Origin of the sequence: Mesorhizobium sp. M7A.F.Ca.CA.004.12.1.1 (genome assembly GCF_003997835.1) — a bacterium.
Lineage (GTDB): Bacteria > Pseudomonadota > Alphaproteobacteria > Rhizobiales > Rhizobiaceae > Mesorhizobium.
Genome location: NZ_RZRK01000088.1, coordinates 1 through 12,021, shown reverse-complemented (window position 1 = coordinate 12,021; position 12,021 = coordinate 1). Strand labels below are relative to the sequence as shown.

11 protein-coding genes are annotated in these 12,021 nt (G+C 63.8%); 9 read left to right on the top strand and 2 right to left on the bottom strand.

Features of this window, described 5'->3' with window-relative positions:
• The 3 genes from pheS to pheT all read left to right on the top strand — a co-directional run.
• The coding region (gene pheS, locus EN984_RS07180; RefSeq protein ID WP_245480040.1) for a phenylalanine--tRNA ligase subunit alpha at positions 1-1,075 on the top strand (1,075 nt) is incomplete at its 5' end.
• Positions 1,072-1,494 carry a GFA family protein gene (locus tag EN984_RS07175; RefSeq protein WP_127266806.1) on the top strand — a complete coding sequence of 141 codons (423 nt, stop codon included), beginning with the start codon at positions 1,072-1,074 and terminating at the stop codon, positions 1,492-1,494. The genes pheS and EN984_RS07175, both read left to right, overlap by 4 nt.
• Positions 1,491-3,899, top strand: coding sequence for a phenylalanine--tRNA ligase subunit beta (pheT, locus tag EN984_RS07170; RefSeq protein ID WP_127266807.1), 2,409 nt, complete (start codon positions 1,491-1,493; stop codon positions 3,897-3,899). The genes EN984_RS07175 and pheT overlap by 4 nt, the downstream gene beginning before the upstream one ends.
• A 78-nt stretch (positions 3,900-3,977) precedes the next feature.
• On the opposite strand, the gene EN984_RS07165 is transcribed toward pheT, so the two are convergent.
• Positions 3,978-6,458 (bottom strand): autotransporter domain-containing protein, encoded by a 2,481-nt coding sequence (locus EN984_RS07165; RefSeq protein WP_164748778.1) that lies wholly within the window; start codon positions 6,456-6,458, stop codon positions 3,978-3,980.
• Positions 6,459-6,731: 273 nt separating this feature from the next.
• Here EN984_RS07165 and EN984_RS07160 point away from each other — a divergent pair, with 273 nt between their 5' ends.
• The gene (locus EN984_RS07160) at positions 6,732-7,334 is read left to right on the top strand and encodes a nucleotidyltransferase family protein (protein ID WP_127266809.1); all 603 of its coding nucleotides are present in this window, start codon (positions 6,732-6,734) and stop codon (positions 7,332-7,334) included.
• Positions 7,335-7,444: 110 nt separating this feature from the next.
• Here the strand turns inward: EN984_RS07160 and EN984_RS07155 are convergent, their stop codons facing one another.
• A complete protein-coding gene (locus EN984_RS07155; RefSeq protein WP_127266810.1) occupies positions 7,445-8,440 on the bottom strand; it encodes an aldo/keto reductase in 996 nt (331 codons plus the stop codon).
• 96 nt (positions 8,441-8,536) lie between these two features.
• Here EN984_RS07155 and EN984_RS07150 point away from each other — a divergent pair, with 96 nt between their 5' ends.
• The 5 genes from EN984_RS07150 to EN984_RS07130 form a co-directional block, all read left to right on the top strand.
• Positions 8,537-9,427 (top strand): LysR family transcriptional regulator, encoded by an 891-nt coding sequence (locus EN984_RS07150; RefSeq protein ID WP_127266811.1) that lies wholly within the window; start codon positions 8,537-8,539, stop codon positions 9,425-9,427.
• Positions 9,428-9,483: 56 nt separating this feature from the next.
• Positions 9,484-10,056: a cytochrome b gene (locus EN984_RS07145; protein ID WP_127266812.1), complete on the top strand. Its 573-nt coding sequence runs from the start codon at positions 9,484-9,486 to the stop codon at positions 10,054-10,056.
• 68 nt (positions 10,057-10,124) lie between these two features.
• The gene (locus EN984_RS07140; protein ID WP_127266813.1) at positions 10,125-10,700 is read left to right on the top strand and encodes a YceI family protein; all 576 of its coding nucleotides are present in this window, start codon (positions 10,125-10,127) and stop codon (positions 10,698-10,700) included.
• 69 nt (positions 10,701-10,769) lie between these two features.
• A complete protein-coding gene (locus EN984_RS07135) occupies positions 10,770-11,756 on the top strand; it encodes a Gfo/Idh/MocA family oxidoreductase (RefSeq protein ID WP_127266814.1) in 987 nt (328 codons plus the stop codon).
• A gap of 28 nt (positions 11,757-11,784) precedes the next feature.
• Positions 11,785-12,021, top strand: a 237-nt coding sequence (locus EN984_RS07130) for an FAD-dependent oxidoreductase (RefSeq protein ID WP_281057263.1), incomplete at its 3' end; no start/stop codon positions are given.

Genomic DNA, 12,021 nt, shown 5'->3' with positions numbered 1-12,021 from the left:
GGATACGCTTGAAAACTCACTTCTGGCCGAAATCGCCTCGGCCGCCGATGAGCCGGCCATCGAGGCCGTGCGCATCGCTGCTTTCGGCAAGAAGGGCGCCGTGTCCGAGATGCTGAAGACCCTTGGCGCCATGACCGCCGAGGAGCGTCAGGTCAAAGGCCCCGCAATCAACGGACTCAAGAACCGCGTCACAGATGCGCTGACGGCGCGCAAGGCCGAGTTGAAAGATGTGGCGATCACCGTGCGCCTCGCCGCCGAAAAGGTCGATGTGACGCTGCCGGTGCGGCAGTCGCCGGCTGAGCGCGGCCGTATACACCCGATCAGCCAGGTCATCGACGAGATTGCGGCGATCTTCGGCGACCTCGGATTTTCCATCGCCGAAGGTCCCGATATCGAGACCGATTACTACAATTTCACCGCGCTGAATTTCCCAGAAGGCCATCCGGCGCGCGAGATGCACGACACCTTCTTCTTCCAGCCGGACGAGAAGGGCGAGCGCAAGCTTCTGCGCACCCACACTTCGCCGGTGCAGATCCGCACCATGGAGACGAAGAAGCCGCCGATCCGCATCGTCATTCCGGGCAAGACCTACCGGCAGGATTCGGATGCCACCCACTCGCCGATGTTCCATCAGGTCGAGGGGCTGGTGATCGACAAGACGGCCAACGTCGCCAACATGAAGTGGGTGCTGGAGGAGTTCTGCAAGGCCTTCTTCGAGGTGCCGCAGGTCAAGATGCGCTTCCGGCCGTCCTTCTTCCCGTTCACCGAACCGAGCCTCGAGGTCGATATCCAGTGTGACCGCTCCAGGCCCGGCGAAGTGCGCTTCGGCGAAGGCTCCGACTGGATGGAGATCCTCGGCTGCGGCATGGTGCACCCCAACGTGCTGCGCCATGGCGGGCTCGATCCGGACGAATATCAGGGCTTTGCCTGGGGGATGGGCATAGACCGTATCGCCATGCTGAAATACGGCATGCCGGACCTGCGCGCCTTCTTCGATGCCGACGTGCGCTGGCTGTCGCATTACGGGTTCAGGCCGCTCGACATGCCGACGCTGTTCGGAGGCCTGAGCGCATGACAGCGCCCTATGCCGGCGGCTGCCGCTGCGGCGCCGTGCGGTTCGAGGCATCAGTCGAACCGCATCACGTCAGCTATTGCCATTGCGGCGATTGCCGGCGGGCCAGCGGCGCGCCGATGTCGGCCTTTGTCGGCTTCCTGGTCGATCAGGTCGCGTTCACCGGCAAGGCGCTGAAGATGTATGAGAACGGCCCGGTGACGCGCTCCTTCTGCGGCACCTGCGGCTCACCCATCGCCTATGTCGACGAGCGGCTGGAGGACGACATCTACTTCATGCTCGGCGCCATGGATGCGCCGGCCGATTTTGAGCCGACGCAGCATGCCTATGTCAGCGAACAGCTTGCCTTCCTGCATATATCCGACGACCTGCCGAGACATCTGAAAACAAGCGTCAAAAGACCAGACGGAACAGTCCCATGAAATTCACCCTCTCCTGGCTCAAGGACCACCTAGAGACCGACGCCACGCTTGACGAGATCGTCGAGCGGCTGACCTCGATCGGCCTCGAAGTCGAGCATGTCGACGACAAGTCGAGCCTGAAACCCTTCGTCATAGCCAGGGTGTTGACGGCGGTGCAGCACCCCGATGCCGACCGGCTGCGCGTGCTGACCGTCGATACGGGCAACGGCAAGCCACCCGTGCAGGTCGTCTGCGGCGCGCCCAATGCGCGGGCCGGCCTGATCGGCGCCTTTGCCGCGCCCGGCACCTATGTGCCCGGCATCGACGTGACGCTGACGGTCGGCAAGATCAGGGGGGTCGAAAGCCATGGCATGATGTGTTCCGAGCGCGAGCTGGAACTGTCCGACGAGCACAACGGCATCATCGACCTGCCTGAGGATGCGCCTGTCGGCACCAGCTTCGCTGCCTATGCGCACATCGACGATCCGGTCATCGAGATCAATTTGACGCCGAACCGGCCGGATGCGACCAGCGTCTACGGCATCGCCAGGGATCTGGCGGCGAGCGGGCTTGGCCGCCTCGTCGGCGGCGCCATCATGCCGCATGTCGGCAACGGCATGTGTCCGGTCAAGGTAACGATCGAAGCGCCGGAGCTCTGTCCCGGCTTCGCGCTCAGGCTGGTCAAGGGCGTCAAGAATGGGCCGTCGCCAAAATGGCTGCAGCAGCGGCTGATCGCCATCGGGCTGAGGCCGATCAGCGCGCTGGTCGACATCACCAATTACGTCACCTTCGACCGCGGCCGCCCGCTGCATGTGTTCGACGCCAGCAAGGTTGCCGGCAATCTCGTCGTGCGCCGCGCGCGCGATGGTGAAAAGGTGCAGGCGCTCGATGGCCGCGAATACACGCTGACGCCGGAAATGTGCGTCATCGCGGATGACAACGGCGTCGAGTCCATCGCCGGCATCATGGGCGGCGAGCATTCGGGCTGCGACGAGAACACATCAGATGTGCTGATCGAATCCGCCCTTTGGGATCCGATCACCACGGCGCGCACCGGCCGCACGCTCGGCATCATCACCGACGCGCGTTACCGTTTCGAGCGCGGGGTGGACCCCGAATTCATGGTTCCCGGCGTCGAGCTGGCAACGAAACTGGTGCTCGATTTCTGCGGCGGCACGCCGACCGAAATGGAAGTCGTCGGTTATGCCGGCCACAAGTCGAAGATCGTTTCCTTCCCGCTTTCGGAAGTGAAGAGGCTGACCGGCATCGAGGTTCCCAAGGCGGAAAGCCTCGACATCCTGTCGCGCCTCGGCTTCAAGCCGGAGGGATCGGGCGATGTGGTCAATGTCGCCGTGCCGTCCTGGCGCCCCGACGTCGACGGCAAGGCAGACCTGGTCGAGGAAGTCATGCGCATCCATGGTGTCGACAACATCGCACCGCAGCCGCTCGGTGCGCATGACGCGGTCAATGCAAGGATCCTCACCACGCTGCAGGTCCGTACCCGCACCGCCAAGCGCGCGCTTGCCGTGCGCGGCATGATGGAAGCCGTCACCTGGTCGTTCATTCCGGCCAAGCACGCCGAGCTGTTCGGCGGCGGCCAGACCGCGCTGAAGCTCGCCAACCCGATCGCCGCCGACATGTCCGACATGCGGCCGTCGCTGCTGCCGGGCCTGATTGCTGCTGCCCAGCGCAATGCCGACAAGGGCATCGGCGACGTGGCGCTGTTCGAAGTCTCGGGCACCTATGAGGGCGACGGCGCCGACCAGCAGCGGCGCGTGGCCGCCGGCGTGCGCCGCGGCACCGCCAAGCTCGACGGCTCAGGCCGCAACTGGGCCGGCAATTCGGGTGCGGTCGGCGTGTTCGACGCCAAGGCCGACGCGATCGCCGCACTGGAAGCCTGCGGTGCGCCTGTCGACCGGCTGCAGATCGAGGCCGGCGGCCCGGCCTGGTATCATCCCGGCCGTTCCGGCACGATCAAGCTCGGTCCGAAAACCGTGCTCGGCACCTTCGGCGAATTCCACCCGAAGACGCTGGAAGGCCTCGATGTTTCCGGCCCGCTGTGCGGCTTCGAAGTGTTTGTCGATGCCGTGCCCGAGCCGAAGGCCAAGCCGACGAAAACCAAGCCGAAACTGGAACTGTCCCCCTTCCAGGCGGTCAAGCGCGACTTCGCTTTCGTCGTCGACAAAACGGTCGAGGCCGGCACGCTGGTGCGCGCGGCGCTCGCCGCCGACAAGAAGCTCATCACCGCCGTCTCGGTCTTCGACATCTTCGAAGGCGCTTCGCTGGGCGAGGGCAAGAAATCGATCGCCATCGAAGTGTCGATCCAGCCGGTTGAAAAGACACTGACCGACGAGGATTTCGAGGCACTGGCCAAGCGTATCGTCGAGAATGTCGGCAAGCAGGCCGGTGGCGTTCTGAGGACGTAGCGCCCAAGGCGACTGAACTGTTAGCGATGGGGCTGCTCATCCGTCTACGGGACGGATAAGCAGCCGTTGCCGCAATGGTCAGAACCCGCCGCCGACCCTCAGGCCAAAGGCATGGCTGTAGCTGTCTTGAAAGCCGATTGTGCCGCGATAATCGAGCCCGATGGATAACCCTTGGTGCAGCAGCAGATCGGCGCCCAGGCCGATCATCACCTGGTCACTCGCCAAAGGCTGCGTCTGGAAGCCATAGACAAGGCCATCCGGACTATCCGCGTAGCGGATATCGACGTCGCTCGAGCCGGAGAATTCGTGAGTGTATTCAAACCGGAAGCGTGGTGTGAAGACGCCGAGGGCCACCGGCATGTCATAGCCGCCGGCAAGGCCAAGCGTGCCGCCGAGGCTGTCGACGCTCTGCTTGCCGAAGCTCAGCGAATAGATGCCTGCTCCGGTTTCGGTAAACGCGTCGAGGCTCGAAGAGGATGCCGTCAACCTGGCGAACGGAGTGAGTCGCAGCCCGCCGACGCTATGATCGAAACCGGCAGTCAGCGAGCCGAAAATCTGGTCGCCGTCACGCTGACCGTCGGCAAAGCCGCCAACACTTGTCACGAAGCGCTTCGAATCGAAGCTGAACGAACCGTAGCCGGCCAGGGCATCGAGAAACAGGTTTTCGGCCGGGCGATAGCTTGCATAGAGCGTCGCGCTGTAGGCCTCGCCGGAACTCTCGGTGCCATTGCCGCCAATGTCGCTGTCGTCGCTGGAGTAGCCGACGGCCAGACCGGCGACGAAACGGTCGTTGAAACGGTAGTCGATGCCGGTGGTCATGTTGATCGAAACGGAGTCCCGCTCCGCGCTATCATCAGGCGAACTATGGCCGAGATCGATGTGGCCGCCGGCCCACAAGCCGAAGCCCAGCTTTGCCGCTTCGCCCCCACAATCGGATCCGTCTGGAAAGTCGACGCTGGCGGCATTGCCATCGGCGCCTTGGCCAGACAGTTCGAGCCCATTCGCAAAGGCCTTGCGGCACGCCTCGCTTCGCAAAGCGCCCATGCGATGGTTGATATTGTCTGTCTGCCCGGCGGCGAATTGCTGCACCGCTTGCGCCTGGGCATTGAGCAGCCCGGCGACCTCCGGATCGTCGGAGGGGTCCGGCCGCGTGGTGACGGTGATGGTCACCGTGGCCGGATCGGAAACGCCGCCGGGGCCGGTCAGTGTGTACGTTACGATGACGGTGCCTGAAAACACCGGCGAGGACGCGAAGGTCAGTAGGTAGTTGGGCGCGCCGGACAGCGTCGCCGTGCCGCCCTCGGCGGGGGCGCTGGACATGATCGCCGCGGCGCTGAATGGTTCGCCGGTAGCACCCGGCGTCAACGGCAGCGAAGCTGACATGCCGGCAACGATCGTCATGGTCAGTGACGGCGCCGTCGGTCGGGGCGCCGCAGCGATGTCCAGCGTATACTCGCGCCTTGCCCTGTTCTCGGAGGTGTCGAACACATCGACGGCAAAGGCAAATGATCCGCTCTCGGTCGGCGTGCCGCCGAGTGTGCCATCGGTTGCGAGCGAAACGCCTTCGGGCAGATTTCCGATGATCCGCTGAAACGTGTAAGGCGCGCCCACACCGCCGGTTGCGGTCAGCATCTGGCTATAGGGCTGCCCAACCTGGCCATTGGGCAAAGCTGCCGGTGAAATTACGATGGGCGGGCCAGTGGTGATCGCAAGCGTGTAGTCGCGTTCGCCGTTGTTGCCGACATGGTCCGTCGCCCGAATCCTGAAACTGTAGACGCCGGGGACCGCTATGACCGGCCCGGAGAGGACGCCGGCACTGCTGAAGGCGACGGGCATGGAGCCCGAAACGATCGAGAACGTAAAGGGGCCGCCAGCACCACCCGAAGCCGTCAGCGCCTGGCTATAGGGCTGGCCAATCTGCGCGCCGGGCAAGGCAGCTGGTGAAATGACGACCGGGTTGTCCGCGATCACGATGGTGTAGTCGTGTTCGCCGCTGTTGCCGACATGGTCTGTCGCCCGGACCCTGAAACTGTAGACGCCGGGGGCGGCTATCACTGGCCCTGAGAGGACGCCGGCACTGCTGAAGGCGACGGGCATGGAGCCCGAAACGATCGAGAACGTGTAGGGACCGCCAGCGCCACCCGAAGCCGTCAGCGCCTGGTTATACGGCTGGCCAATCTGCCCGCCGGGCAACGCAGCAGGCGAAATCAAGACCGGGTTGTCCGCGATCACAATCGTGTAGTCGCGTGTGCCGGTGTTGCCGACCTGATCTGTCGCCAGGACTCTGAAATTATAGGTGCCGGGGGCGGCTATCACTGCCCCGGAGAGGACGCCGCCGCTGCTGAAGGAGACCGGCGTGACCCCCGAAGTGAGCGCGAACGTGTATGGCCCGCCAGCTCCGCCTGAAGCCATCAGCGTCCGATCATAGTGCTCACCAACTCTCCCATCCGGCAGCGTGGCCGGGGAAATCACGATCGGCTCCGCCGCAGCACTTGCATTGAGCGAGGCTGCGATCAGAACGCAGAAGGTCGCGGCAATCCAGAACCACTTCGCAGTCAATTTTGCCCTGTCGATCGGTCCTCTCGACGATGCTGCTGGCCAAACCGACGATATCTGCATGCCCAGGCTACCCCAGCCGGTGTGGAAAATTCCAATAGCAATCGTCCATGCCGGCAGATGGGCAGACGCGCATAGTCGTCAGATGACGAGGGTGGGGCTGTTTTAGGGCCAGGCCGAGCATCATGGTCCGGTCACGTTGCAATCTGGCCACATCTTTGGTGGCGCTATGGGCGAAGCATTGCGGATACTTGCCGAATCGCTCTCCAAAGGGCGATGGATCCTCTCTCCTATTCGGGCCTTCCTCTTGAAGAGCAGCGCGCGGCATTTCTCGCCATCGTGCTTGCCGACCCGCTGTTACGCGACGCGCTGGCGCGGGCTCGCACGCTCGACCTGCCGGACTGGCTGGTGGTTTCCGGCGCGCTCTACAACAGTGTTTGGAACCATCTGACCGGCAAGCCTTCGGGGTATGGCATCAGGGATGTCGACCTGTTCTACTTCGATGACAGCGACCTCTCCTACGAGGCCGAGGACGCCGTTATTCGCCGCGCGGAGAAGCATTTCGAAGGACTGCCGCTGCCGGTCGAGGTGCGCAATCAGGCGCGGGTGCATCTTTGGTATCCGCAGAAGTTCGGGTGGCCTTGCCCGCGCTATTCGAACGCCAGCGATCCCGTCTGCTATTTCGCGTCGAAGACGCACGCCGTCGGGGTTCGATACGATGCTGACGGGCAGCTGGTGTTGGTGGCGCCGTTCGGGCTGGATGATGTTTTTTCGTTCCGCATCACACCGAACCGGGTGATGGACAATCAGAAGACGCATGAGGCGAAGGGCAGACGCGCCCAGGAGTATTGGCCGGAGATCACTGTCGTGCCTTGGTAGGAAATGTCGGCAGGGCAGAGGGCGCGCTTCACGCCAGCGTCTCCCACCTTTTGCACCGCGCTGCGTACGAAAAGGGGGCGCCCGGCGCCCCTTTCGCTTACTCGCAGTTTTTACCCATTCACCAGCGCCAGCAACTCCTCAGTATAGCGCTTGCCCATAACCTTGTTGGGCGACAGCGCGTCACCAATAGCCTGCACCTCGGCCGCGCTTAGCTCGATGTCCGCCGCCGCCGTGTTCTGCTCCAGATGGCGTATCTTGCGCGCGCCGGGGATCGGTACGATGAAATCGCCCTGGTGCAGCACCCAGGCCAGCGCCAGCTGTGCCGAGGTCACGCCCTTTTCAACAGCCAGCTTTTCCAAGGTGGCGATGACAGCGGCGTTGGCTTCCATCGCCTCGGCCTGGAAGCGCGGCAAGGTCCGGCGCCAGTCGCCGTCGCTCAAGGCCTCGGGCTTGGCGATCGTGCCGGTCAGCAGCCCACGGCCGAGCGGGCTATAGGGAACGAAGCCGATGCCGAGCTCGCGGCAGACGGCGAACACCTCGTCTTCCGGGTCGCGGCTCCACAGCGAATATTCGCTCTGCACGGCCGATGCCGGATGCACGGCATGGGCCCGGCGAATGGTCGCGGCACTCGCCTCGGACAGGCCAAGCGCGCGCACCTTGCCCTCGCGCACCAGTTCGGCCATGGCGCCGACCGTATCCTCGATTGGCACGTTGGGGTCGACACGGTGCTGGTAGTAGAGGTCGATCACATCGGTGCCCAGCCGTTTCAGCGAGGCCTCGGCGACCGCTTTGACGTGCTCGGGGCGGCTGTCGACGCCCGCCATGCGGTCGAGGCCTGTACCTTCCTCCAGAATCCGGAAGCCGAATTTTGTCGCGATCGTCAGATGATCACGCACCGGCTTCAGCGCCTTGCCGAGCAGAATCTCGTTCTCGAAGGGGCCATAGACCTCCGCCGTGTCGAAGAAGTTGACGCCGATATCGACGGCGCGGTGCAGCGTGGCGATCGCATCGGCTTCCGCTTGGCCGCCATAGGCGAAGCTCATGCCCATGCAGCCGAGGCCGACGGGGTAGACGTTCAATTCAGTTCCTAGCTTGCGGGTTTGCATAACGCGTCTCCTTGTTGCGATGTGGGAGAAATAGCGCCTTGCCTTGTGTTCGATAATCGGCTTCCATCCGCACGGGCTGTACTAAAAGATAGATCAATGAATCGCGCGCATCTTTCCCAATTGGCCGTGCTGGCAACTGTCGCTCAATGCGGCAGCTTTCGGGGCGCCGCCAGGGAATTGGCCATCGCGCCTTCGGCTGTCAGCCACGCGGTATCCAGCCTGGAGGCGCGGCTTGGCGTTCGGCTGCTGGCGCGCAGCACACGCAGCGTCGCGCCGACCGAAGAAGGTGCGCAGTTGCTGGAGCGGTTGCGGCCGGCGCTGTCGGAGATCGACCTGGCGCTGGAGACGGCAATCGAGACGCGCGACCGGCCGGCCGGCAATCTGCGCCTGACCGTGCCGCGCACGGCAGCGCATTTGGCGCTGACGCCACGGCTGGGCGCCTTTGCGTCGGCCTATCCCGACATCGTGCTGGAGATCGTCATCGAGGACCGCTTCACCGACGTGGTGGAAGGCGGCTTCGATGCTGGCGTCCGGCTTGGCGAGAGCCTGCAGCGCGACATGATCGCGGTGCGCATCGGGCCGGACCTTCGCGGCGCGGTGGTCGGCGCCCCGGTCTATTTCGAGGTCAACCCCAAGCCGCGCCACCCGCGCGACCTGGCCGGCCACCGCTGCATCCGCTTCCGCTTCTCCAGCGGCATCCTCTACCGCTGGGAGTTCGAGAAAGGCCGCGAGACGATCGAGATGGCGGTGGAGGGACCGCTGATCCTCGACGAGGACCATCTGATCGCCCAGGCGGCGGTCGACGGCGCCGGGCTCGCCTTCGTCTTTGAGGACTATGTCCGCGCACCGCTCGCCGACGGCAGGCTGATCCGCGTGCTGGAGGACTGGTGCCCGCCCTTCGACGGCTTCTTTGTCTATTATCCGAGCCGCCGTCAGATGCGGCCAGCGCTCAGGGCCTTTGTCGATTTCTTCAAGGTGAGTGGATAAAGCGGGCTCGCCCCCCCTTGGTGGAAGATAACCGGCATCGCGGTCGTTCACCAACGATGCAAACATCGATCACCAACAGCACCACCCGCTATGGCTGGGGCGCGATCATTCTTCACTGGCTGATTGCGCTGATCTTCATCGGCCAGTTCGCTCTCGGCTTCGTCATGGTGCGGGTGACCAGCCAGCGCACCGCCTTCGAACTGATCCAGCTGCACAAATCCTTCGGCTTCCTGCTGCTCGGCCTGATCATCCTGCGCATCGTCTGGCGCTACGGCAATACAACGCCGGCGCTGCCGCGCTCGGTCGGGACTTTGGAACGTCGGGCGGCACCGTTGGCCCATTTTGCGCTCTACGCGTTCCAGCTTGCCTTGCCCTTGTCCGGGTGGGCGCTCGTGTCGGTCTCGATGCTGGAGATACCCAGCCTGCCGTTCAACCTGTTCGTCATGCCGAACCTGCCGCTGGCCGAATCGGATGGTGCCGAAAGCTTCTGGGCGGCGGCGCATTGGTATCTTGCCTATGCCGGCATGGCGCTTGTGGCTCTCCACGTTGCGGCGGCACTGCGGCATCATTTCCAGCTCAGGGATGGCGTGCTCATGCGCATGATCACGCCTTCGTCAGATCCGGAATAGAGCGAGCGGTTCATTCGTTCATGGAGTGAGGGCGCAGGAATGCGCTGCCTCCAACAAGGAACATCCCCATGTACACGCGCATCCTCGGATTTGCGGCGGTCGCCGCTTGCCTCGCCATGCCTGTTTCAGCGGCCGTCGCGCTTGGTGACGCCGCCGGCAGCTATTCGATCAGCCCGGCCAACTCCAGCATCCGCTTCTCCATCGGCAAGGTCGGCGGCGGCGGCCTGAATGGCGCCTTCGCCCGCTTCAAGGGCTCGATCCGCATCGACAACAGCGATGTCGGGCACTCGCAGGTCAATTTCACCATCTTTCCCGAAAGCGTTGGCACCGGCCAGAGCCGTATCGATGCCTTCCTGCGCTCCGACGCGGTGTTCGATGCCGCCAACAACCCGGAGATCCAGTTCCGCTCTACCAGCGTGACCCGAACCAGCGACACCACGGCCCTCGTCAGCGGCCGGCTGACGGCGCGCGGCAAGACGTTTCCGGAAAAGTTCATGGCCGAGCTTGGCGGTCTCAAGGCCGGGACGATCAAATTCCATGTCACCGGCAAGGTGCTGAGGTCGCGCTACGGCATGGATGTCGGCACGCCAATCTATTCCAACATCGTCGACTTCGACATGACGCTGACCGGCAAAAGGGGCTGACCCTCGTCATTGGCTTTTCCGGCGATTTCGGGCAAACCTCGTTGCCTGTAATTGTGATGGAGAAGCCTGATGTTCCGATGGGGTGTGTTGTCGACGGCCAAGATCGGCCGCGAGCATTTGTTGCCGGCGATGGTCGAGGCGGAGAACGGCGTGCTGTCGGCGATCGCCAGCCGTGACCTGTCGAAGGCCAAGGCGCTGGCCGAGCGCTTCGGCGCGCGCCATACCTTCGGCTCCTATGAGGAACTGCTTGCCTCCGACGAGGTCGATGGCGTCTACATCCCGTTGCCGACCTCGCAGCATGTCGAATGGGCGGCCAAGGCCATCGAAGCCGGCAAGCACGTGCTGGTCGAAAAGCCGCTGGCGCTCGACGCCAAGGACATCCTGCCGCTGATCAAGCTGCGCGACCAGAAAAAGGTGCTGGTCTGCGAGGCCTTCATGGTCATCTACCACCCGCAATGGATCAAGGTACGCGACCTCATCGCCAGCGGCGCCATCGGCCGGCTGCGCCATGTGCAGGGTGCCTTCTCCTACTACAATGTCGACCCCAGCAACATGCGCAACCAGCTCGATCTCGGCGGTGGTGCGCTGCCCGACATCGGCGTCTACCCGACCGTGTCGACGCGCTTTTCGACCGGCAAGGAGCCGCTGCGCGTGCAGGCGACGATCGAGCGCGACAAGACATTCGGCACCGACATCTACTCCTCGATCCGCGCCGATTTCGGCGACTTCGAGCTGTCGTTCTATCTGTCGACGCAGATGGCGGCGCGCCAGGTGATGGTGTTCCACGGCGAGAAGGGTTTCATCGAGCTGTTCTCGCCCTTCAATGCCGGGCTCTACGACCACCACCGCGTCGAACTGCACAACCAGAACCACACCGAGACGCAAGTGTTCCGCTTTCCCGGCACGCAGCAATACCGGCTGGAGGTCGAGACCTTCGCGCGTGCGGCACAGGGCGGCAAGGAGCGCGTCTTCACGCTGGAGGAATCCGTGCTCAACCAGAAAGTCATCGATGCCATCTTCCGCGCCGGCGGCAAAGAAGGCTGGGAGACAGTCTGACCCCTTGCATTGAAGTAGCCGGCTAATTCTGGGAGGAAAGATGGCTGACGATGCGGACGTGATCATTGTCGGCGCCGGTCTTGCAGGGCTGGTTGCCGCCGCCGAGCTTGCCGAGGCCGGCAAGAAAATCATCATTGTCGACCAGGAGCCGGAGCAGTCGCTGGGCGGTCAGGCGTTCTGGTCGTTCGGCGGCCTTTTCCTCGTCAATTCGCCCGAGCAGCGGCGCATGCGCATCCGCGATTCGCATGACCTGGCGTTGGAAGAC

What these genes read in the sequence shown, in the direction of transcription:
- EN984_RS07155 (WP_127266810.1), bottom strand. Translation starts at nt 8,440, where the DNA reads ATGCAAACCCGCAAGCTAGGAACTGAATTGAACGTCTACCCCGTCGGC.
- EN984_RS07150 (WP_127266811.1), top strand. Translation starts at nt 8,537, where the DNA reads ATGAATCGCGCGCATCTTTCCCAATTGGCCGTGCTGGCAACTGTCGCT.
- EN984_RS07135 (WP_127266814.1), top strand. Translation starts at nt 10,770, where the DNA reads ATGTTCCGATGGGGTGTGTTGTCGACGGCCAAGATCGGCCGCGAGCAT.
- EN984_RS07140 (WP_127266813.1), top strand. Translation starts at nt 10,125, where the DNA reads ATGTACACGCGCATCCTCGGATTTGCGGCGGTCGCCGCTTGCCTCGCC.
- EN984_RS07160 (WP_127266809.1), top strand. Translation starts at nt 6,732, where the DNA reads ATGGATCCTCTCTCCTATTCGGGCCTTCCTCTTGAAGAGCAGCGCGCG.
- EN984_RS07145 (WP_127266812.1), top strand. Translation starts at nt 9,484, where the DNA reads ATGCAAACATCGATCACCAACAGCACCACCCGCTATGGCTGGGGCGCG.
- EN984_RS07175 (WP_127266806.1), top strand. Translation starts at nt 1,072, where the DNA reads ATGACAGCGCCCTATGCCGGCGGCTGCCGCTGCGGCGCCGTGCGGTTC.
- pheT (WP_127266807.1), top strand. Translation starts at nt 1,491, where the DNA reads ATGAAATTCACCCTCTCCTGGCTCAAGGACCACCTAGAGACCGACGCC.